Raw genomic sequence first — 20751 nt, forward strand, 5'->3', positions numbered from 1 at the left:
TAAAAAATACGAAAGTGAAAGAGCCGAAACCCTTTCACTCATGTGTTAAACCAATAAGATTGAAGTCGCCAAAGAACTTAGTCTTTGCCGACATGCAGAATCGCAAGGAACGCTTCTTGTGGCAGCTCAACGTTACCGATCTGCTTCATACGTTTCTTACCTTCTTTCTGCTTCTTCAACAGTTTCTTCTTACGACTCACGTCACCACCGTAACATTTCGCCAGAACGTTTTTACGTAACTGCTTCACGGTAGAACGGGCGATGATGTGGTTACCAATCGCCGCTTGAATCGCGATATCGAACATTTGGCGAGGAATGAACTCTTTCATCTTCTCCACCAATTGACGGCCACGGGTTTGTGAATGATCACGGTGAGTAATGATCGCCAATGCGTCCACTTTGTCACCATTGAGCAGTACGTCCACGCGCACCATGTAAGACATTTCAAAACGTTGGAAACCGTAATCCAGAGACGCATAGCCACGTGAAGTCGATTTCAAACGGTCAAAGAAATCGAGTACCACTTCCGCCATTGGGATGTCGTACGTCAGTGCGACTTGGTTACCGTGGTAAACCATGTCCACCTGAGTACCACGCTTTTCGATACACAGTGTAATAACGTTACCCAGATAATCCGCAGGAACCAGAATGTTACAGCGCGCAATCGGTTCACGAATCTCTTCAATATCGTTGATGGCTGGCAGTTTCGCTGGGCTATCAACGTAGATGATCTCTTTGTTGGTCTTCAGAACTTCATACACTACGGTCGGTGCTGTGGTGATGAGGTCGAGATCGTATTCACGCTCCAGACGTTCTTGGATGATCTCCATGTGCAGCATACCCAAGAAGCCACAACGGAAACCAAAGCCGAGCGCTGCTGAGGTTTCTGGTTCATAGAACAGAGACGCATCATTAAGGCTCAGCTTACCCAGAGCATCACGGAAGTTGTCATAATCATCAGAAGAGACAGGGAACAAACCCGCATACACCTGAGGTTTTACCTTTTTAAAGCCCGGTAGTGCTTTTTCACAACCGTTTTTCGCCAAGGTTAGAGTATCACCCACTGGTGCACCCATGATGTCTTTGATACCACACACCACCCAGCCAACTTCGCCAGTGTCCAGTGAATCGGTATCCACTTGTTTTGGTGTGAAAATACCTAAGCGATCAACACCCCAAGTTTGACCGGTGCTCATCACTTTGATCTTGTCGTTTTTCTTCAAGCTACCGTTTTTGATACGAACCAGAGAAACCACGCCTAAGTAGTTATCGAACCATGAGTCGATAATCAGCGCTTGCAGTGGTGCATCAGGATCACCTTGTGGTGCTGGGATCGCAGAAACGATCTTTTCCAGAACTTCATCCACACCAACACCGGTTTTAGCCGAGCAACGCACCGCGTCAATCGCATCGATACCTACGATGTCTTCGATCTCTTCAGCAACACGCTCAGGTTCTGCCGCTGGCAGGTCAATCTTGTTCAGAATTGGCACTACTTCCAGATCCATTTCGATCGCGGTATAGCAGTTAGCTAAGGTTTGCGCTTCTACGCCTTGACCTGCATCCACCACCAACAGTGCGCCTTCACACGCCGCCAATGAACGAGATACTTCGTATGCGAAGTCAACGTGCCCTGGAGTGTCGATAAAGTTCAGTTGATAGGTCTCGCCATCTTTCGCTTTATAGTCGAGAGTCACACTCTGCGCTTTAATGGTGATGCCACGCTCACGTTCCAGATCCATAGAGTCAAGAACTTGCTCGGCCATTTCACGATCGCTCAAGCCGCCACAGACTTGGATTAAACGGTCAGATAGAGTCGATTTACCATGGTCAATGTGGGCGATAATCGAAAAGTTACGAATGTGCTTCATAGGTTTGGGATGACTAAACTCTTAAATAATAAGGACATAGAAAAGCCGCGTTGGCGGCTATTCATTCAAGTTGGGCGATTCTACCCAATTTCGTTGGGGTTCGCATCATAATTTAGGCAACCGGGATACCCAGTTTTCGTAACAAAACCACTTGTTGCTCAGAGCGCTGCTCGAGCACTTTCGCATAACGTTTGGCAACCCACCCCCCTAATCCTATAAATAGCAATGAGGTGAGTATTACTATGCTCTCCCCGACTCCTAGCATAGGGGCAAGCCATTGAGTACCAAGCCAAGCGCCAAGCATCATGAAAAACAGCGGTAATAAATAGACGAGCGCGGCCGACAGCAACAAGCTCTTCTCTGGTAAACCAATTTCAACCACTTCCCCTGCCTGTAAAGCTTGAGTCGTTTGTAAGCGCCAAAATAGTGTTTTATTACCGAGCGCTTTGGAAACCACGCCTGTACCACAGCTTTGTGAGGACTGACAATTGCTGCAACTGGTTTGTTGCTCGCAGCTGAGTGTCACTTGAAAACCTTCGTGATCAGGTACTACCTTGGTCACTGTGGCTAATGCGGTCATCATTGCGCTTTCACTCCGGCCACACTAAACATGACCGATTGAGCAATACGCTGCGCGGTAGAAGGGGGAATATCACCGACAACCGATATTTCATTTTCACCTTTGACTAAACTGTGCAAGGTGCGGCGGCCTTGTCTGACCAACTGCCCTTTGAGTGAATAGTTATCACTGGCTGACACATAGACAGAGAAGTTAAACAGCCCATCGGAATACATTTGGCTTTCCACTAGGCGATCGGTCATCGCCATGCGATAGCGATTCAGCTCCATGGCTTTAAAACCTTCAGGAACCCAACTGACTTGCCAGAAAGTCGCTTGTACACTGCCTTTAGGCAACTTAAGCACCTCTGGGAGCTTCACTTTATTCAATCCCGCCATCAGTTCAGCCAAACGTTCACTGACTGAAAATGAGATCGTTCGGTATTGCTCAAGCACTTCCCCATCCCGATCTAATAAATCAGCACGCAGAGGTAAACGGCTCTTCTCATCGATCCAGACAACATAGGAGTAACGTAAACCGTCTTTCGGAACAACCCGCAGCACCTGACAAGCGGCGCCCGCTTCGCGAGCACGCCCGACTTTGACAAAGTCGTAATACTGACTCAGTTCAGTGACATCACTATTAAGCAATGGGATAGTTGGTGCCACCATGTTGCCTGATTCAATGGTAAAAGGCTCAACCCCCGGCTCTATGTAACTCACTTCGTCACCACGGCGGATCACTTCACGTACTGGTCCACTGAGATAAACCAAATGTGCGAGCTGTTGAGTATCTTGTTTTGCATGACGATACAAGAGTGGCTCAATGCTGTTTTTCTTAACCAAGATGTATGAGAGTTCGTAACTGAGATGCTGGCTAGCTTCGTTCATCTGAGACAACAACGCCTCTGCAGACTCATCCTCTGCAAAGGCGGCTGTTGAGTTCACACAGAACAGTGTCAGCGCACTGATCAAAAATTTCTTCATTCCACAACCGATTCAACTGGGTGTTGGTGAGTAGAGGCATTCTCATTATTTAAGCGTAATTGCAGTTCATAGTCCTGCAGTAAGGCGTTTACGCGACGACGTTGCTCTTGCATGCCGCTGTCTGACGAATGCTTCCCTACTGAGTCACGGGTCAGACTTACTGGCTCTGCACTTCCAGCGAGTGGAATGGTTTGCAGCACAGGCAGTTCGCTGTCAACTGAGGTTTGTCCACCATACTGTTGCACGCCTAATACCACAGCTAAAGATACACAGGCAGCGATACCGACTTGACCAAATTGAGTCAACCAAACGGGCAACTGGCGTTTTGCCTGCTGCGGTTTGGGTTGAGCTTCCAATCTTGCCTGCTGTAAATCGATCACCTTGTTTGAGTGATGTAACGGATTGTGCGCCGGTTCATTTTCCAACGCTAAGGCTACACTTTCAGCGATATTCCATTGCTTTTGCATTGGTACGTCACCACGTAGCACATCACCAATCAGGTGATAATTCTTCCACGTTTCACGTGCCTCTTGATCCTGAGTCAATCCTAAAATCAACTCATTGTCGATCATTTCGCCATCCATGAGTGCTGAAAGTTTTTCTTTGTCAGCCATTCTATTCACCATAGTCATTACGAAATCTGCGTTATAGAAGAGGTTTAATTTTCTTCTCTACCGCCTCACGAGCGCGGAAAATTCGAGAACGCACTGTACCAACAGGGCAATCCATCACTTCCGCAATTTCCTCGTAACTCAAGCCATCAAGCTCGCGCAACGTCATTGCCGTTTTTAAATCATCTGGTAACGCATCAATTGCATCGAACACGGTCTTCTTCAACTCTTTGGACAACGTAATGTTCTCCGGGTTCGATAATTCTTTTAATGCATCACCACCTTCATAGAATTCAGCGTCTTCAGCATCAACATCGCTTGCGGGTGGGCGTCGGCTTTGCGCAACAATGTGATTTTTCGCGGTATTAACAGCAATACGGTACAACCAAGTGTAAAACGCACTCTCACCACGAAAGGTTGGAATGGCTCGATACGCTTTAATAAACGCTTCCTGCGCTACATCAGCCACATCGCCAGAATTACTCATATACCGGGAAATAAGGTTGCACACTTTATTTTGATATCTCAAAACCAAAAGGTTAAATGCTTGCTTATCTCCATTCTGAACTCGCTCAATCAATACTTGATCGGTCAGTTGCTCGTTCATTCGAGCGGTCACTCCTATTGTTATTTCCCCTACCTTCTCAGATATGGGTACTCATTATGCGAATTGTAATATTGACACCACTACTAGCATGAGCACCTTTAGAGACTCGGCATTATCGAGAAAGTTCATTATTTGGTGAAATATTTTACTCAAAACCTTACTAAGGCAGCATTTTCACTGCTGCATGAAGCTTATATGGGCACATCCCTAATTCACCACTTTACTTTATCTCTTTATATAGAGGTGAATGTTGCAAATTAATAGAGTGCAACAACCAAGATGACAATAAGATTTACAAACTATTGCATTTAGCGCGATGATAATAGCAGGACTGACACCGTATCAACGACCCGAATTTTTCGATAATTTCTTGTCACTTGATTGTGGAGTGTGACATTTTCGCTAAACGGACATGGTGTCGATTCTTCACACGCACAGATGATTGGCATCCGTGTGTTGTTTGAAGAGTTTCAAGATATTCCGAGTTGGATTACTCGCTACAGTTTGGGAATTGGCATTTTTATGAACGCAGACCGAGAGCATCAATGTGATGTATTAGTCATAGGAAGTGGCGCAGCAGGCTTATCGCTTGCTTTACAGGTCGCTCAATACGGAAAAGTGATTGTATTAAGTAAAGGGCCGCGTAGTGAAGGCGCAACGTTTTACGCGCAAGGCGGCATTGCCGCTGTGTTTGATGAGTCAGACAGCATTGATTCACATGTACAAGATACACTGATTGCAGGCGCAGGGATTTGTGATGAGCAAACTGTGCGTTTTATCGCCGAGCATGCTAAAGAGTGTGTTCAATGGCTGATTGATGGCGGTGTGCCTTTTGATAAAGAAGAAGACAGCGATGCGGACCACCCACGCTACCATTTGACTCGCGAAGGCGGTCACAGCCATCGCCGCATTTTGCATGCCGCTGATGCCACCGGCATGGCAATGCAAACCTCGCTGCAAGATAACGCCCACAACCATCCCAACATTACTGTATTGGAACGACACAACGCGCTGGATCTGATCACTGAAGATAAAATTGGTGGTGATGCGAATAAGGTGGTCGGGGCTTATGTATGGAACCGCAATGCGGAACACGTAGAAACGATTCGCGCGAAATTTGTCGTGCTGGCGACTGGTGGTGCATCTAAAGTGTATCAATACACCTCTAACCCTGATGTTTCTTCTGGTGATGGTATCGCTATGGCTTGGCGTGCAGGTTGCCGCGTTGCCAACTTGGAATTCAACCAATTCCACCCAACTTGCTTGTATCATCCAGAAGCACGTAATTTCCTTCTGACCGAAGCCCTGCGTGGTGAAGGAGCCTATTTACGCCGCCCAGATGGCAGCCGCTTTATGCCGGATTTCGATGAACGTGCTGAACTTGCTCCGCGTGATATCGTGGCACGCGCCATCGACTTCGAAATGAAGCGTTTAGGCGCGGACTGCATGTATCTGGACATCAGCCATAAACCTGCTGATTTTATCGAAAAACATTTCCCAACCATCTACTCACGCTTGATGGATTTGGGGATTGATATGACCAAAGAGCCAATTCCGATTGTCCCCGCCGCACACTACACTTGCGGTGGTGTGATGGTGAATCCACAAGGCCAAACCGACCTCAAACAACTGTATGCGATTGGTGAAGTGAGCTACACAGGTCTGCACGGGGCGAACCGTATGGCCTCCAACTCTCTACTTGAGTGCGTGGTGTACGCGTGGTCAGCTTCGCAAGACATCATCGCCCAACTTCCTAAAGCAAGCATGCCCCAATCACTCCCCGCTTGGGATGAAAGCCAAGTGACCTGTTCCGATGAAGAAGTGGTTCTGCAACATAACTGGCACGAACTGCGCCTATTTATGTGGGATTACATGGGGATTGTACGTACCAATAAACGTTTAGAGCGTGCCATGCGCCGGATTCAACTGCTACAACAAGAAACCCATGAGTATTACAGCAACTTCCGAGTCTCCAATAACTTGCTCGAGATGCGTAATTTGCTGCAAGTGGCTGAATTAATGGTACGTTGCGCGATGCAACGTAAAGAGAGCCGTGGATTACACTACACGCTGGACTACCCAGAACAGCTCGCAGACAGTGGTCCAACTATTCTAGTGCCGGAAAAATAACGCCCTCTCCGCTTGAAACAGCAATCAAGAGATCTGCGCATTATCACGGGAGCCATTGAGCTCCCGTTTTAATCTCACTAACAGCTGCCGATAAGTAGCTTCATCACAGCTATCACGCCAGATAAACCAACGTTTACCTTGGCCTTGTAAAGTCACAAACAGTGGCGCATAAAGAGTATGTATCGAATGAAAAGTCGAACGTTGCCCCTCTTGTTCCAACGTACCTGAAAAGGTGAGATCAACTTCACCCACGAGACTTTCAGGCATCCATTGGCCAAGACGATGACCACGCCAGATCCAAGCACTAAAAAAGGGGACTAACACGAGAGGAATAGAAGAAACGAATAACGCCCAGAGCATCAACATCATGATTAACAGTGCGATGAACTGAGCGTAATAAGAAGAAGTAAAAATTAGCTTAGCGGACTTTGCTGAGGTTATGAGCGACAATTTTATCCACCATCGCTGCTAGACCTAAATTTTCACAACGACCATGCCCCATGACCCAAGCAAACAGATCGGGGTCATCACTTTCCAGTAAAGCCACAAAGTCGTCCTGCTCGGACTCCGACAGTGAATCAAAACACTCTTCGAAAAATGGCATGATGACCACATCAAGCTCTAACATACCACGGCGGCATGCCCATTTGATTCGCGCTTTTTGTTCAGCGGTGTACATCAGTATTCCTCACCTTATGGTTTTCATCTGCCTCGGAGTGTAACAAGGGCGCAGACAGACAACTAGTAACTCAGTCACAGTCCCTGTTCAAGCTGACAAAAAAGTTGATCCAGATTAACATAGCAAAACCTTTTTCCTTAGTGGTGAACAACATGGACTGGCAAAATCGTTTTTCAGTGATCAATCTTTCTTCTCACGATCCCCTACCTGAGTTGATGCTAACGCATCTCACCGCATGGGGAGCCATCACTATGGTCGGCGCAGACAAAAAATCTTACCTACAGGGGCAAGTCACCTGTAATGTAGTTTCACTACAAGATCAACAAGTCACCTTTGGTGCGCACTGTGATGCCAAGGGCAAAGTATGGTCAGTGTTTCGTTTATTTCATCACCACGATGGTTATGCGATGTTTCAGCGTTGTTCTGCGATTGAGGCCGAGCTGCGCGAACTCAAGAAATACGCCATCTTCTCTAAAGTGACGATTGCCGAAAGCAGCGATATTGCGTTAGGTGTGATGGGTAGCCAAGCCAACGCTTGGGTTGATGGCTTGAGCGAACAAACTGGCGATGTGCGCCGTATCCAAGGTGGAACAGCTGTACGCATGAGTGAGCAGCGTTGGTTACTACTAGTCACACCTGAACAAGCAGAACAGTACGTGAATACGTGGCAAGGCCTGTGTGTTGAACAAGCCCTGTGGACTCGTATGGATGTTGAAGAAGCCGTACCTGTCGTAACTCAAAGCACCCAGAATGAACACATTCCACAAGCACTCAATGTTCAAGCGGTAGATGGCATCAGTTTTAGCAAAGGCTGTTACACTGGGCAAGAAACCGTGGCACGCGCCAAATATCGCGGTATCAACAAGCGAGCCATGTACATTGTCAAAGGCAACATCACAGCGCCATTTAGCAATGAGGAACCTGTGATTCTTGAGCGTGCCGTGGGTGAACACTGGCGCAGTGCCGGACAACTGCTCACTCATTATCAATTCGATGATGGCATCGCAATCGGCTTGATCGTACTACCCAATGACCTAGAAGAAGGTGCTGAATTGCGTTTAGCTTCCCAACCAGAAACTCGTTGGGCTATTCAACCGCTTCCTTACTCACTCAGCGATGAATAAACATTAAGATCTCCTTCTGTGAGAGCTGCCTAAAGGTCTGCTCTCACTCTCTGGGCCTTGTTTAGCCCCTTCATTTATATGCAATAACCCAAAGCATTACATTTCTACGCGATCATCTTCAAAATAACCAAAACCCATTTGTGAATTTATAATCAAAATAAAAACATAAATAGTCAAACAAAAAACAATACTCTACTCTGTAACGCGTTGATAGCACTCTGGGTAACTGAGCATACTCAGGACTTATCAACTCAAAAGTGAATTAACTGAGCATTCAAGTTATCCACTTTTTGTGTAATGTATCTGTGACTATTCGCCCGCAAAATTGTGGGCATTTTTTTACAATTATTTTACAAGCAACTTGCCAATTCGAATTTATAGCGACTATTCTTAAAAGTGTAATAAGAAAGTGGCTTAATACTTGCTGTTTAAAATCAACCAGTATCTGCTACCAGAATAATTTTCAAGTTTGGTCAAATGATTCTGGATATTTAACTGCAGTTTTGTCTAGCTCTGCACAGATATTCCAAACAATCAGTAAGTACTGCGTATTTCACCAAGCCTATCACACTCTTTTTGATCAGGTTTTCTTATACTTAGCAGTGCCAGAACAACGCAAGGATCGAAGTATGAGACTGTTTAAGCGCTATACACCCAGTATGATTGCTAAACACGTAAGTCGGCTGTTTAAAGGTAAGATTTATATCTATGGTGTCGGTAAATTCGAGTTCGATAATGGCAAGTTAAAGCTGCCAGAGAAAGCCGAGCAGCGCCATTACCAGACCGTCAAGGAAGTCAATCAAGAGATCATGAAACTGCGTTGCGCTTATGCATAAACAAGCAAACACTCAATAGCATACGATTCAATGTAAATATTCAATGTAAAAAGGGTTGGCAATGCCAACCCTTTTTATTGTCTCAATAAGCACGCTCTAACCAAACTTGCTTCGCCAGTTCAGGCAAATCGCCCTTCAAGCCCAAAGCACGCTTCATGATTTCATCTTTTGCTCCCGGCAACTGACCGACCAGACGCATACCGATCCCACGGATCAGCTTTTTGGCGGGATTATCGCCCTCAAACAGATCGCGGAACCCCTGCATCGCAGCAATCATTTTTGCCGCTTCCGCCTTACGCCAGCGTTCGTAATGACGTAAATTACGCTCATCACCAATATCACGATTCTGCTCCCACAAGCTTAGCAGCTCTTGTGCCAAGCAAGCAGCATCCAGCAAGCCTAAGTTTACGCCTTGCCCCGCCAAAGGATGTATGGTGTGCGCGGCATCCCCCACCAAAGCAACCCGAGGGGCGACAAAATCACGGGCATAGCGCATCTTCAGTGGAAAAGCTTGTCGCTCACCGACCACTTCACAGCGGCCTAATCGTGCATCGAATTCTGCCGTCAGTGCTTTGTTGAACTGCGTTTCACTCATATTCAACAGCGCTTCCGCACGCGAAGGCTCCGTTGACCACACAATCGAGCTCATTTGCGGCTCTGACATGGGCAGAAAAGCCAAAGGACCTTGCGCCGTAAATACTTGCCGCGCGACTTTGTTGTGTACTTCACTGGTACGTACGTTAGCCACCAACGCACTGTGTCCATAATCCCAATGCGTTAAAGGAATATCCATTTGACGACGTAGCCAAGAATTCGCCCCATCAGCCCCAACAACGAGCTTCGCACTTAAGGCTTGGCCATTACTCAGTGTTAGCCACGCTTCGCTCTCACCAATCGCAATGCTTTGGCAAATCGCCGGCACATGTAAGGAAACATTGGCTTGCTGCTGTACTTGTTCTAACAGCGCCAGCTGAATCACTCGATTCTCAACAATATGACCAAGATTCGGTTGAGTCATCTCATTGGCTTTAAATTCAATGCGCGCAAAGCTGTCTTGCTCCCACACCTCCATTGCTGTGTAAGGCGCAGCACGGCGCGCTTCAATACCCGCCCACGCATTGAGGTTACGCAGCACAATTTCACTTGAGCGACTCAAGGCAGAAACGCGTACATCTGGTAGAGGATTTAAAGAATCTTCCGGAAAATGGTTTTCGACCACGGCAATACGCAGATCACTCTCTTTCAGAGCGGCCGCTAGCGCAAGGCCAACCATGCCGCCACCGATAATCACAACATCAACACTTTGCATCATTTTCTTACCTATTAGCGGTTAACTATGCCGAGAGTGCGGCGCAATAACGGGGTTTTCAAGACAGTCAGATTATCCATCGCCATCAAACCAAGGTTACGACCGAACCGCATCGGTAGCCAGTCGTTGGAAAAGGTGTGTACTAAGCCAGTCGTCAGCGTGATAGTCGCGGTGCGATCGGCTTGCCGACGCTGATAAAAACGCTGCAGCAAAGCATAATCACCCGCATCATCACTTTGGGTTATTTCTTCGGCCAGCGTGGCGACATCGCGGATACCTAAGTTAAACCCTTGCCCTGCAATAGGGTGTAAGGTTTGCGCAGCGTTACCCACCATAGCAAATCGATGAGAGATGGTTTGCTCTCGATAACGTAGAATCAGCGGATAAACACTTCTCTCCCCTGCATGCGTAAGCTCTCCGAGTCGCCACCCAAAGGCTTGTTGTAAACCTTGCAAGAATTCAGCGTCACTACAATGCTGCCAATGCGCCACTTGTTCTGGCGGCAAACACCACACCAAAGACAGGCGATCTTGACTCATAGGCAGCAAAGCCACAGGGCCATGTGGCGTAAAGCGCTCGAAAGCTCGTCCTGCATGAGGTTGCGAGCTAATGATATTGGTGATCAGCGCAACTTGCTCAAAATCGTGTTCCTGCATCGTCAAACCAAGCGCTTGGCAACAGGTGGACATTGCACCATCCGCCGCCACCAACAACTTGCCTTGTAAGACTTCACCACTATCAAGTTGTACTGTAACCAACTCTTGTTCACGAGTAATGTTCACGACTCGACTCGGCACAAATTGTTGAATGGAAGAACATTGATCCATACGCTCAGCGTAAACTCGCCCCACATCAGCAAGCTCAACCACATACCCCAATGCTTCCACTCCAAGTGACTCACGACGAATCTCCGTCATCCCCGCATGGGACTGATCCGACACATGAATGTGCTCAATCGGAGTCGCAAAAGGGCGCAAACTCGACCAGAGTTGTAGATTCTGCAGGATCTGCACCGTGCCGTAAGAAAGCGCAATACTGCGTGCATCAAATCCGGGGTGCGCAGAATGATCGGTGGCAAACGCCTCAATAACCGCTACTTTAAGTTTGCCTTGGCTCAGTTGATGTAAAGCCAAAGCTAAAGTCGCGCCCGCCATCGCTCCACCCGCAATGATCACATCAAAATGGTTCGACTTACTCAAAGTAGGCTGCTTGCTTTCCGTCATTGCGCTTCCTTATTAATGCACTGTTGGCTTGTTATCTTGTTCTGGTTTTACGCCAAATTCAGCATGCAAAATAAACACGCAGGCTTTCATATGCTCAATCACTTGTTCAAGAAGCTCTGCTTGCTCTGCCAAATCATCCTCTTCATCAATGCCCAATTTCGACATTTCTTCAAGGTCTTCTAACGCTTCTTTGGCTTCTGCTGAGGCATGTTTAAGATTGGCACCGATCAAGCCTAATCCAGAGATAAAATGGTTAATCCATTCAGCAACGGCATCCGCCAACTCAAACAACGCTTCTTCGCCTTCTCCTTCTGGCAGTAGCAAAGAAAGCTCAAGATCGGTATCCACCAACTCAGCATTCATCGCGAGCAGAATGTGCTCGGCACTGGCTAGTACCCCAATTGGCCAGCCCATGCCGTCATTGGTGTAATCAAAGATCAACGCTTGCCAGCTTTTATCGTTGAGGCTCAAACCGCCAGACAACATCCCCGCCAGTAGCCCTTGTAGCTCAGCAGGATTGATACCGAGAGAAGCGGTACGCAGCTCGTTTGCCAAAGCTGGGTAAGCAGGAAGTGTGTTTTTGCTCATATTGGATTCACTAACCGAGAAATTTAGTTCAATCCTACCACTTCATCGCCAGAGCGAAAACGCTCGCTTGCTGTTGGTGCTTAGCTTTTGCACAAATTGTCCAAATCCTGAGTTTTCAAACGCCCAATTACGGGGTTGCGACGGGAAAGGCTTGAATCTTGTTTTGGCTTTACCTATAGTTCCACCTCGATGGTCACCTGAGCTGATTCATCTTTTAGTTACGCCAAAAGAGTTCATTTATCATGAGTAATCAAGCGGTTGACATTGAAATTTTGGGCAAGGTGACCCGGGTAAACTGCCCTGCGGGTCAAGAGGCGTCGTTGCTTCAAGCCGCGCAAGATCTCGACAATCGTTTGAAAGAAATGGCTGAGCGGACTAAAGTCACCAATGAGGTGAAATTATTGACGATTGCCGCACTGAATATTTGCTACGAGTTACAAACTAAGCAGCAAGAAAATGCAGGTACTCAGTCACAGCTCAGTGAGCGTATGGAACAGCTCACCGCTTCATTAGAAGTCGCATTGAAAAATGTGAAGCCAGCAAAGCAATAAGCAAAGAATTGATTTACCCTGGGGTGTTCGTCAGCGGATTTATGTCCCTGAGCCGATAAGCAACATAACAGGGTTGGTATTGGGTAGCTATTGAGCAGGCTCGGCTTGTACCGAGAAGCCTACGGTTACCATTACTGATCCGCCTTGAACCTAATGGTTCAAGGGCTACGATCCTCAACGGCACCCCGGGGTTCCCTTTATGACTGATTCTCGCACACTCCTCCGCCAGAAAATTCGTCAACGTAGGCAAGCGCTCTCTCCTGCAGAGCAGCAAACCGCCAGCCAGCAACTTATTCAAACCTTTTCAACGCTACCAGAGATTGCCTCAGCACAGCGGATTGCCCTGTATCTTGCCAATGATGGTGAGCTAAATACCCAACCACTGATCGAATGGCTTTGGCAGCAAGGTAAACAAGTGTATCTCCCCGTTTTACACCCTTTCGCAAAGGGTCACCTGCTGTTTCTGCAGTACCACGCACAAACCCCGATGACCAAAAACCGTTATGGGATTGATGAGCCGAAACTCGATCAGCGCTTGATCTGCCCAGTTCGGGAACTCGATATTATCGGTACCCCACTGGTCGCTTTTGATGGTTCAGGGCAGCGTTTGGGGATGGGCGGCGGTTACTACGATCGCACATTAGCGCCTTGGTTTCATACTCAACAAGGCGCTATGCCAATCGGGCTAGCACACGACTGCCAATATGTGGAGGCCCTCCCCACAGAACATTGGGATATTCCGCTGCGTAAAATCGTGACACCGAGCAAACTTTGGCAGTGGTAAGCTCACTCTCCGCCGTTTTAGTCGCATGCGAATGATTACTTCTGCTTTCGATTTGGGGTTATAATCGCGCCGCGCAACATACCCTCAAGTTGATATTCAGGAGATAGGCATGACTCAAGATGAAATGAAAAAAGCCGCCGGTTGGGCTGCTCTAAAATACGTAGAAAAAGGCAGCATTGTCGGTGTTGGTACAGGCTCAACCGTTAATCACTTCATCGATGCTTTAGGCTCTATCAAAGAAGAAATTAAAGGCGCGGTATCCAGCTCAATCGCTTCTACCGAGAAACTCGAAGCTCTCGGCATCCGCGTTTATGATTGCAATGATGTGGCGGCACTGGATATCTATGTTGATGGTGCAGATGAAATCAACCCAGAACGTGACATGATCAAAGGCGGCGGCGCCGCGCTGACGCGTGAGAAAATCGTAGCCGCGATTGCCAAAAAATTCGTATGCATCGTTGATGGTACCAAAGCGGTTGATGTTCTAGGTAACTTCCCACTGCCTGTTGAAGTCATCCCAATGGCGCGTTCTTACGTGGCACGTGAACTAGTGAAACTTGGCGGCGATCCTGTGTATCGTGAAGGCGTCATCACCGATAACGGCAACATGATCCTCGATGTACATAATATGAAGATCATCCATCCGAAAGATCTGGAAACTAAGATCAACGGCATCGCGGGCGTTGTGACGGTAGGCTTATTTGCCCACCGCGGAGCGGATGTCGTGATCACAGGTACACCACAAGGTGCAAAAATCGAAGAGTAATATCGGCGATTTCACACATATTCCGTTATTTGATTACAAACGGCACCCATGGGTGCCGTTTTTTATCCTTTTCTCTCAGAAAAATATGCCTTATTCCGTAATTTTCTTACCCAAAGCAAAAAAAGTTTGTTAATTTAGTGAACAGAAGGCGCACAAGGAAAACGTTTGCTTTTCTAAATTACGACTTAAATTCGATCAATTTCGAACAACAGCGCCTGTTAGCCCACCTTTCCATAGTTTTAAGGACGATAAAATGGCCAAAGTTTCACTGGAAAAAGACAGAATTAAGATCCTCCTTCTTGAAGGACTTCACCCCTCTTCGGTAGAAGTTCTGCAAGCAGCCGGTTACAGCAACATTGAATACCATAAAGGCTCGCTTGAAGAAGCTGAGTTGATCGAAGCCATCAAAGATGTGCATTTTGTCGGCATCCGCTCGCGCAGTAATCTGACCGAGAAAGTGATTAATGCGGCGGAAAAACTGGTGGCCATTGGCTGTTTCTGTATTGGTACTAACCAAGTCGACCTTAATGCGGCAGCAAAACGCGGTATTCCAGTGTTTAACGCGCCATTCTCCAATACTCGTAGCGTGGCTGAACTGGTGTTAGGCGAAATTCTACTGTTACTGCGTGGTATTCCAGAAAAGAACGCTCTTGCCCACCGTGGGATCTGGAAGAAAAGTGCCGACAATTCTTATGAAGCACGCGGTAAGCGCCTAGGCATCATTGGTTACGGCCATATCGGTACTCAATTGGGGATCATTGCTGAAAACTTGGGGATGCACGTTTATTTCTATGACATTGAGAGCAAGCTCTCTCTCGGCAACGCCACTCAAGTGCATACGCTGAGCGATCTACTCAATAAATGCGACGTGATTTCGCTGCATGTCCCAGAAACCACAGGTACTAAAAACATGATGGGCGCAGAAGAGTTTGCACGTATGAAGCCCGGCTCTATCTTCATCAACGCAGCACGCGGCACTGTGGTGGATATCCCAGCCCTGTGTAGTGCACTTGAGTCTGGCCATATTGCAGGCGCGGCGATTGACGTATTCCCAGAAGAACCGGCATCCAACAAAGAGCCGTTTGAATCTCCGCTGATGAAGTTCGATAACGTAATTTTGACTCCACACGTGGGTGGTTCAACTCAAGAAGCACAAGAAAACATCGGTATCGAAGTCGCTGGCAAACTAGCTAAATACTCAGACAATGGCTCAACGCTCTCTAGCGTTAACTTCCCAGATGTATCGCTACCAGAGCATCGCAACTGCTCTCGTCTGCTGCACATTCACGCCAACCGTCCGGGCATTTTGACTCAAATTAACACCATCTTCGCAGAAGAAGGCATCAACATCGCCGCTCAATACCTGCAAACGACCGCAGAAATTGGCTATGTGGTCATCGATGTCGAAACCGCTCGCTCTGAAGAGGCGTTAACTAAGCTCAAAGCGATCGATGGCACCATCCGCGCGCGTATTCTGCACTAATACATTCATGGGCTACACAGCTCACGAATGCAGAATCCTAAACATAAAAAACCAGCCTTTCAGCTGGTTTTTTATTTGTGTTGGTAACGACTACGCTCTGAGGGCTCGCTCGCCACGCGCGATACCAACCACACCACTGCGTGCCACTTCAATCACTTCGGTGACTTCAGCAATCGCTTCAATAAAAGCATCCAGTTTTTCGCTCGTTCCCGCTAACTGAACGGTATATTGCGCAGCAGTCACATCCACAATCTGTCCACGGAAAATATCCGCTGTACGTTTCACTTCCGCGCGTGCAAAACCAGAGGCTTTCACTTTTACTAGCATCAGCTCACGCTCGATGTGCTCACACTCCGTCACTTCCTGTACTTTCAGTACATCGATCAATTTATGCAGTTGTTTCTGGATTTGCTCCAACTGCATTTCGTCGGTTTTGGTGGTGATGTTGAGTCGCGAGAGCGTTTCATCATCCGTCGGCGACACATTGAGCGTTTCAATGTTGTAGCCGCGCTGTGAAAAGAGCCCGACAACACGAGACAGTGCACCCGGTTGGTTTTCCAATAGCAGTGAAATAATGTGTCTCATCTTAGGTTCTCTCCGTTTTACTCAACCACATTTTGTCCATCCCTTCGCCTTTGATCTGCATTGGGTACACGTGCTCTGTCTCATCGACATTGATATCGACAAACACCAGACGATCTTTCAGCGCTAAGGCTTTTTCCAGCCCCGCTTCCAGTTCATCTGGGCGAGAAATGCGAATCCCCACATGACCATAAGCTTCCGCGATCGCCGCAAAATCAGGCACGGAACTCATGTATGAGTTAGAGTGACGCCCTTGATAAATAATGTCCTGCCACTGTTTTACCATTCCAAGGAAACGGTTATTCAGGTTGATAATTTTTACCGGAATATCGTATTGCAGGGCGGTCGATAGCTCTTGGATATTCATTTGAATACTGCCATCCCCCGTCACCACCAACACCTCTTCCTCTGGCATAGCGAATTTCACCCCCATCCCCGCTGGCAAACCAAAGCCCATCGTCCCTAAGCCGCCAGAGTTGATCCATTGGCGCGGTTTAGAAAAGGGATAGTAAAGTGCCGCGAACATTTGATGCTGGCCTACATCAGAAGCCAAAATCGCCTTGCCTTCCGTGATTTTGTACAGAGCCTCAATCACTTGCTGAGGTTTGATGCGCTCAGCAGACTTTTCATAAGCCAAGCATTGGCGATCACGCCACACTTGAATCTCGTTCCACCAGCGTTCTAGTGCTACCGCATCATTGCGCTCGGTACTCTCTTCCAGAAGCTTAAGCATGCCATCCAACACTTGATCAGCAGAGCCAACAATCGGTAAGTCGACTTTAACGTTTTTTGAAATCGATGATGGATCGATATCAATGTGCATGATTTTCGCGTTCGGGCAGTATTTTTCTAAGTTATTGGTCGTGCGGTCATCAAAACGTACCCCAACACCAAAAATCAGGTCGGCATTGTGCATTGCCATATTGGCTTCATACACACCATGCATGCCTAGCATACCTAGCGCGTTTTTATGTGTACCCGGAAATACGCCCAGCCCCATTAAAGTGCTCACCACGGGCAGATTCAGCGCTTCAGCTAACTGGCGTACCTGTTGATGTGCATTCGAAATCACAGCGCCGCCACCAATGTAAAGCACGGGTTTTTTCGCTTCCAATAGTGCACGTAACCCTTTTTTGATCTGACCTTTATGGCCAGCTGTCGTCGGGTTGTAAGAGCGCATTTTTATGGTTTCGGGATACTCATAAGGCAGCTTATTCAGAGGGTTCATCACATCTTTTGGCACATCAATTACTACAGGTCCCGGACGACCTGTCGACGCAATGTAAAATGCTTTTTTGATGGTTTCAGGAATGTCTTCCGCTCTTTTCACCAAGAAACTGTGTTTAACGATGGGGCGTGATACACCAACAATATCGCACTCTTGGAACGCATCGTTACCAATCAGATTGGTCGCTACGTTACCCGAGATAACAATCATCGGGATCGAGTCCATATAAGCCGTTGCAATCCCCGTAACCGTATTGGTGGCACCAGGGCCTGAACAGACTAGCACCACTCCCGGTTTTCCGGTTGCGCGCGCATAGCCATCGGCCATATGCGTTGCAGCTTGTTCGTGACGAACGAGGACATGTTTAATTTGATCGGTTTTTTCGTGAAGGGCATCATAGATATCGAGCACAGAACCACCGGGATAACCGAAGATTTGCTCAACACCTTCATTGATCAGAGATTGAACGATCATCTCTGCGCCAGATAGCATTTCCATCTTGTCTCCTTACCAACATACCTTTAGCTCGGTCGGCAAAAGGGCTGGTTTTACATAGTTTAGGGCTTATTTGTAGCCTAATTCGAAAACTCTCCGCTTTCGGCTATGTCCTGCGTCTGTCATAACAGCCGCGAGGTTACGCAACAAATGTAACGCTTTCTTAGCAATGGGTCTAACCCCAATTTGGATACTTTTGCAGCTGAATCGAAAATAAGACGGTGATTAAGCATTCAATCTTGGTAGTTAATTGAGTTTTAGGCTGAACATCCAGTGATCAATCGAAAAAAAGTAGATTATTTTGTCGGCTTTCTTCTTCAATAAATGACTTCCCTTCTTTTCAAACGTAAAAGTAATAAGTAACCAAGTAAAAAGTCCAAATATAAAAAAACACCCCTCAGCTATAGAGCCGAGAGGTGTTGAAAGAAGATAAGGATTTGATCGCGTTATTTCTTCGAAGAATCTTGGTACATTTCTTCGATTTCATCCTGATAACGGTCGTTAATCACCTTTCGGCGCAATTTTTGCGTCGGTGTTAGCTCTCCGCTATCCATAGAAAACGCTTTGGGCAGTAGTTTAAATTTTTTCACTTGTTCAAACTTTGCCAGTTCTTTTTGCAGTTCGTTAACTCGTTTTTCAAACATTTCCAGCACTTGGCTATGTTTGAGGAGCTCCAGACGATCCTGATACTTGATGTTCAACTCTTTGGCATACACTTCCAATGAATCAAAACACGGCACAATCAGAGCGGAGACAAACTTGCGAGTATCGGCAATCACCGCGATCTGTTCAATAAAGTGATCTTTGCCAATCGCCCCTTCAATAACTTGTGGCGCAATGTACTTACCACCAGAGGTTTTCATTAGCTCTTTGATTCGATCGGTTATGAATAGGTTGCCATTTTCATCAATATGGCCCGCATCACCGGTTTTCAGAAAACCATGTTCATCAAAACTTTCCGAGGTTTCTTTCTCTAACTTGTAATAGCCTCGCATCACCATCGGGCCACGTACCAGAATCTCGTTATTTTCACCGATTTTGACTTGTGCGCCCGGCATGGAAAGGCCAATAGAGTCAGGGTTAAAACAGTGGTCATCCCAACATGAGATGGTTGCTGTGGTTTCAGTCATACCGTAACCGAGCTTAACGTTAATCCCGATGGCATGGAAAAAGCGGCCGATAGTTTCATCCAACTTTGCACCACCGCAAGGCATAAAGTTGATCCGCCCACCGAGCAGCGCACGCAATTTGCTCAGTACAAGTTTGTCAGCTAACTGATGACTTTGTGCAAGCAACCATGAAGGTTGGTGCTGTTGCTGACGACATACGGCCATTTTTGCGCCCATATTCACCGCCCAAGTAAATAACACTTTGCGAATGAACGGTGCTTTAGCGACTTTCTCATGGATCGCCGAGAAGATTTTTTCGTAGAAGCGAGGAACCGCACACATCACGGTCGGGCGTACTTCACCTAGTGCGTCACGCACGTGAGCGACATCATGCAGGTAACAGTTGGTGGCACCTTTGTACAATACATAGGCGGTCCAAGCACGTTCAAAGACGTGTGACAACGGTAAGAAACAGAGTGATACATCTTCTTCGTTGAGATTCAAACGCTGATCATGCCCCTCTAACTGAGAGCCAATATTGCGATAATCCAGCATCACGCCTTTCGGTGTTCCGGTAGTGCCTGAGGTGTATATCAGAGTGAAGAGATCGTCAAAATTGGCTTGTTCAATCAGTTCAAAAAGTTGGGTGTGATCTTGCGTTTGATGCTGCGTAACGAAATCATCCCAATGCATTGCACAATCAGCTTGTTTAAGATCGATGTTCGCATTCATTGCTACGATCAAACGCAGCTCAGGGCACTGTTCAAACTGACTGAGTGCGGCATCAAATTGAGGCTGCTCACCGACAAACACTACTTTAGCATCAGCATTTTGTAATATGTAAGCCGCCTGCTCTGGCGTATTGGTAGGATAAATCGGAACAGTCACAGCACGAATTTGTAATGCGGCAAAATCTGCAATCGTCCAACGCGGCATGTTGTTGGAGAAAATCGCGATTTTGTCCTGCACACCAATGCCTTGAGCCAAAAGCGCCATTGAGAGGGCATCCAATTGCTCACCAAACTGCTGCCAGCTCGTTGCTTGCCATGTGCCATTCTCTTTATGCTTCAGCGCTGCTCGAACACCACCTTGGGCAATGCGTTGGCGGATCCGTTTAACGATGTGAAAATCTAAGTTCGTCATATCTCTTACCTATAGCTTACACCTGTAAGCCTTTTCAGCGCACAAGTGTACATTTCAAAGGCCAAAACACAACTGACTAACGTCAAA

General features: G+C 47.1%; 20 protein-coding genes and 1 other RNA gene. 8 read left to right on the plus strand and 13 right to left on the minus strand.

Translation table 11 applies throughout. The features are described from left to right. Positions 1 to 77: 77 nt before the first annotated feature. The 5 genes from lepA to rpoE form a co-directional block, all read right to left on the minus strand. A complete protein-coding gene (lepA, locus tag VOA_RS01315) occupies positions 78 to 1871 on the minus strand; it encodes a translation elongation factor 4 (RefSeq protein ID WP_000680630.1) in 1794 nt (597 codons plus the stop codon). A 112-nt stretch (positions 1872 to 1983) separates the two neighbouring features. Next, positions 1984 to 2454 carry a SoxR reducing system RseC family protein gene (locus VOA_RS01310; RefSeq protein ID WP_000988013.1) on the minus strand — a complete coding sequence of 157 codons (471 nt, stop codon included), beginning with the start codon at positions 2452 to 2454 and terminating at the stop codon, positions 1984 to 1986. Further along, positions 2451 to 3416 (minus strand): sigma-E factor regulatory protein RseB, encoded by a 966-nt coding sequence (gene rseB / locus VOA_RS01305; RefSeq protein WP_000713983.1) that lies wholly within the window; start codon positions 3414 to 3416, stop codon positions 2451 to 2453. Before rseB ends, VOA_RS01310 begins: the two co-directional genes overlap by 4 nt. After that, positions 3413 to 4030: a sigma-E factor negative regulatory protein gene (locus VOA_RS01300; protein WP_000763849.1), complete on the minus strand. Its 618-nt coding sequence runs from the start codon at positions 4028 to 4030 to the stop codon at positions 3413 to 3415. The genes rseB and VOA_RS01300 overlap by 4 nt, the downstream gene beginning before the upstream one ends. Positions 4031 to 4061: 31 nt before the next feature. Continuing rightward, positions 4062 to 4634, minus strand: coding sequence for an RNA polymerase sigma factor RpoE (rpoE, locus tag VOA_RS01295; RefSeq protein WP_001005344.1), 573 nt, complete (start codon positions 4632 to 4634; stop codon positions 4062 to 4064). Positions 4635 to 5156: 522 nt separating this feature from the next. Between rpoE and nadB the strand changes: the two genes are divergently transcribed. Then, a complete protein-coding gene (gene nadB / locus VOA_RS01290) occupies positions 5157 to 6764 on the plus strand; it encodes an L-aspartate oxidase (RefSeq protein ID WP_032468389.1) in 1608 nt (535 codons plus the stop codon). A gap of 24 nt (positions 6765 to 6788) precedes the next feature. On the opposite strand, the gene VOA_RS01285 is transcribed toward nadB, so the two are convergent. Continuing rightward, a complete protein-coding gene (locus VOA_RS01285; protein ID WP_009356180.1) occupies positions 6789 to 7133 on the minus strand; it encodes a hypothetical protein in 345 nt (114 codons plus the stop codon). 49 nt (positions 7134 to 7182) lie between these two features. Continuing rightward, positions 7183 to 7443, minus strand: a complete 261-nt coding sequence (locus VOA_RS01280) for an FAD assembly factor SdhE (protein WP_000287741.1) — start codon at positions 7441 to 7443, stop codon at positions 7183 to 7185. Positions 7444 to 7595: 152 nt separating this feature from the next. On the opposite strand from VOA_RS01280, the gene ygfZ reads away from it, so the two are divergent. Further along, positions 7596 to 8567 (plus strand): tRNA-modifying protein YgfZ, encoded by a 972-nt coding sequence (ygfZ, locus tag VOA_RS01275; RefSeq protein ID WP_000384059.1) that lies wholly within the window; start codon positions 7596 to 7598, stop codon positions 8565 to 8567. 629 nt (positions 8568 to 9196) lie between these two features. Then, positions 9197 to 9403, plus strand: coding sequence for a DUF1107 domain-containing protein (locus VOA_RS01270; RefSeq protein ID WP_001235993.1), 207 nt, complete (start codon positions 9197 to 9199; stop codon positions 9401 to 9403). An 82-nt stretch (positions 9404 to 9485) separates the two neighbouring features. On the opposite strand, the gene VOA_RS01265 is transcribed toward VOA_RS01270, so the two are convergent. Genes VOA_RS01265 through VOA_RS01255 form a run of 3 tightly spaced genes read right to left on the minus strand, consistent with a single transcriptional unit; the run spans position 9486 to position 12523 of the window. After that, a complete protein-coding gene (locus VOA_RS01265) occupies positions 9486 to 10715 on the minus strand; it encodes an FAD-dependent 2-octaprenylphenol hydroxylase (RefSeq protein ID WP_000983774.1) in 1230 nt (409 codons plus the stop codon). Positions 10716 to 10726: 11 nt separating this feature from the next. Next, a complete protein-coding gene (ubiH, locus tag VOA_RS01260; RefSeq protein ID WP_000140372.1) occupies positions 10727 to 11935 on the minus strand; it encodes a 2-octaprenyl-6-methoxyphenyl hydroxylase in 1209 nt (402 codons plus the stop codon). Between the two features lie 12 nt (positions 11936 to 11947). Next, the gene (locus tag VOA_RS01255) at positions 11948 to 12523 is read right to left on the minus strand and encodes a YecA/YgfB family protein (RefSeq protein WP_000042251.1); all 576 of its coding nucleotides are present in this window, start codon (positions 12521 to 12523) and stop codon (positions 11948 to 11950) included. A gap of 242 nt (positions 12524 to 12765) precedes the next feature. Here VOA_RS01255 and VOA_RS01250 point away from each other — a divergent pair, with 242 nt between their 5' ends. The 5 genes from VOA_RS01250 (at position 12766) to serA (ending at position 16107) form a co-directional block, all read left to right on the plus strand. Next, positions 12766 to 13074 carry a cell division protein ZapA gene (locus VOA_RS01250; RefSeq protein ID WP_000070443.1) on the plus strand — a complete coding sequence of 103 codons (309 nt, stop codon included), beginning with the start codon at positions 12766 to 12768 and terminating at the stop codon, positions 13072 to 13074. 12 nt (positions 13075 to 13086) lie between these two features. Continuing rightward, positions 13087 to 13270, plus strand: a non-coding RNA gene (gene ssrS / locus VOA_RS19725) — 6S RNA. Positions 13271 to 13273: 3 nt separating this feature from the next. Then, positions 13274 to 13858, plus strand: coding sequence for a 5-formyltetrahydrofolate cyclo-ligase (locus VOA_RS01245; RefSeq protein WP_000132461.1), 585 nt, complete (start codon positions 13274 to 13276; stop codon positions 13856 to 13858). A gap of 109 nt (positions 13859 to 13967) precedes the next feature. Continuing rightward, complete coding sequence (gene rpiA, locus VOA_RS01240; RefSeq protein ID WP_000189744.1) at positions 13968 to 14624, plus strand: ribose-5-phosphate isomerase RpiA; 657 nt, start codon at positions 13968 to 13970, stop codon at positions 14622 to 14624. A 253-nt stretch (positions 14625 to 14877) separates the two neighbouring features. Next, positions 14878 to 16107, plus strand: a complete 1230-nt coding sequence (gene serA / locus VOA_RS01235) for a phosphoglycerate dehydrogenase (protein ID WP_001151636.1) — start codon at positions 14878 to 14880, stop codon at positions 16105 to 16107. 90 nt (positions 16108 to 16197) lie between these two features. On the opposite strand, the gene ilvN is transcribed toward serA, so the two are convergent. The 3 genes from ilvN to VOA_RS01220 form a co-directional block, all read right to left on the minus strand. Next, positions 16198 to 16692, minus strand: a complete 495-nt coding sequence (gene ilvN / locus VOA_RS01230) for an acetolactate synthase small subunit (RefSeq protein WP_001215916.1) — start codon at positions 16690 to 16692, stop codon at positions 16198 to 16200. A 1-nt stretch (position 16693) separates the two neighbouring features. Further along, complete coding sequence (locus VOA_RS01225) at positions 16694 to 18415, minus strand: acetolactate synthase 3 large subunit (RefSeq protein WP_000425596.1); 1722 nt, start codon at positions 18413 to 18415, stop codon at positions 16694 to 16696. Between the two features lie 443 nt (positions 18416 to 18858). Continuing rightward, positions 18859 to 20664, minus strand: coding sequence for an AMP-dependent synthetase/ligase (locus tag VOA_RS01220; protein WP_000182832.1), 1806 nt, complete (start codon positions 20662 to 20664; stop codon positions 18859 to 18861). Positions 20665 to 20751 lie beyond the last annotated feature (87 nt).

Origin of the sequence: Vibrio sp. RC586 (assembly GCF_000176715.1) — a bacterium.
Classification (GTDB): Bacteria; Pseudomonadota; Gammaproteobacteria; order Enterobacterales; family Vibrionaceae; genus Vibrio.

What these genes read in the sequence shown, in the direction of transcription:
- lepA (WP_000680630.1), bottom strand. Translation starts at nt 1,871, where the DNA reads ATGAAGCACATTCGTAACTTTTCGATTATCGCCCACATTGACCATGGT.
- VOA_RS01310 (WP_000988013.1), bottom strand. Translation starts at nt 2,454, where the DNA reads ATGATGACCGCATTAGCCACAGTGACCAAGGTAGTACCTGATCACGAA.
- rseB (WP_000713983.1), bottom strand. Translation starts at nt 3,416, where the DNA reads ATGAAGAAATTTTTGATCAGTGCGCTGACACTGTTCTGTGTGAACTCA.
- VOA_RS01300 (WP_000763849.1), bottom strand. Translation starts at nt 4,030, where the DNA reads ATGGCTGACAAAGAAAAACTTTCAGCACTCATGGATGGCGAAATGATC.
- rpoE (WP_001005344.1), bottom strand. Translation starts at nt 4,634, where the DNA reads ATGAACGAGCAACTGACCGATCAAGTATTGATTGAGCGAGTTCAGAAT.
- nadB (WP_032468389.1), top strand. Translation starts at nt 5,157, where the DNA reads ATGAACGCAGACCGAGAGCATCAATGTGATGTATTAGTCATAGGAAGT.
- VOA_RS01285 (WP_009356180.1), bottom strand. Translation starts at nt 7,133, where the DNA reads ATGATGTTGATGCTCTGGGCGTTATTCGTTTCTTCTATTCCTCTCGTG.
- VOA_RS01280 (WP_000287741.1), bottom strand. Translation starts at nt 7,443, where the DNA reads ATGTACACCGCTGAACAAAAAGCGCGAATCAAATGGGCATGCCGCCGT.
- ygfZ (WP_000384059.1), top strand. Translation starts at nt 7,596, where the DNA reads ATGGACTGGCAAAATCGTTTTTCAGTGATCAATCTTTCTTCTCACGAT.
- VOA_RS01270 (WP_001235993.1), top strand. Translation starts at nt 9,197, where the DNA reads ATGAGACTGTTTAAGCGCTATACACCCAGTATGATTGCTAAACACGTA.
- VOA_RS01265 (WP_000983774.1), bottom strand. Translation starts at nt 10,715, where the DNA reads ATGATGCAAAGTGTTGATGTTGTGATTATCGGTGGCGGCATGGTTGGC.
- ubiH (WP_000140372.1), bottom strand. Translation starts at nt 11,935, where the DNA reads ATGACGGAAAGCAAGCAGCCTACTTTGAGTAAGTCGAACCATTTTGAT.
- VOA_RS01255 (WP_000042251.1), bottom strand. Translation starts at nt 12,523, where the DNA reads ATGAGCAAAAACACACTTCCTGCTTACCCAGCTTTGGCAAACGAGCTG.
- VOA_RS01250 (WP_000070443.1), top strand. Translation starts at nt 12,766, where the DNA reads ATGAGTAATCAAGCGGTTGACATTGAAATTTTGGGCAAGGTGACCCGG.
- VOA_RS01245 (WP_000132461.1), top strand. Translation starts at nt 13,274, where the DNA reads ATGACTGATTCTCGCACACTCCTCCGCCAGAAAATTCGTCAACGTAGG.
- rpiA (WP_000189744.1), top strand. Translation starts at nt 13,968, where the DNA reads ATGACTCAAGATGAAATGAAAAAAGCCGCCGGTTGGGCTGCTCTAAAA.
- serA (WP_001151636.1), top strand. Translation starts at nt 14,878, where the DNA reads ATGGCCAAAGTTTCACTGGAAAAAGACAGAATTAAGATCCTCCTTCTT.
- ilvN (WP_001215916.1), bottom strand. Translation starts at nt 16,692, where the DNA reads ATGAGACACATTATTTCACTGCTATTGGAAAACCAACCGGGTGCACTG.
- VOA_RS01225 (WP_000425596.1), bottom strand. Translation starts at nt 18,415, where the DNA reads ATGGAAATGCTATCTGGCGCAGAGATGATCGTTCAATCTCTGATCAAT.
- VOA_RS01220 (WP_000182832.1), bottom strand. Translation starts at nt 20,664, where the DNA reads ATGACGAACTTAGATTTTCACATCGTTAAACGGATCCGCCAACGCATT.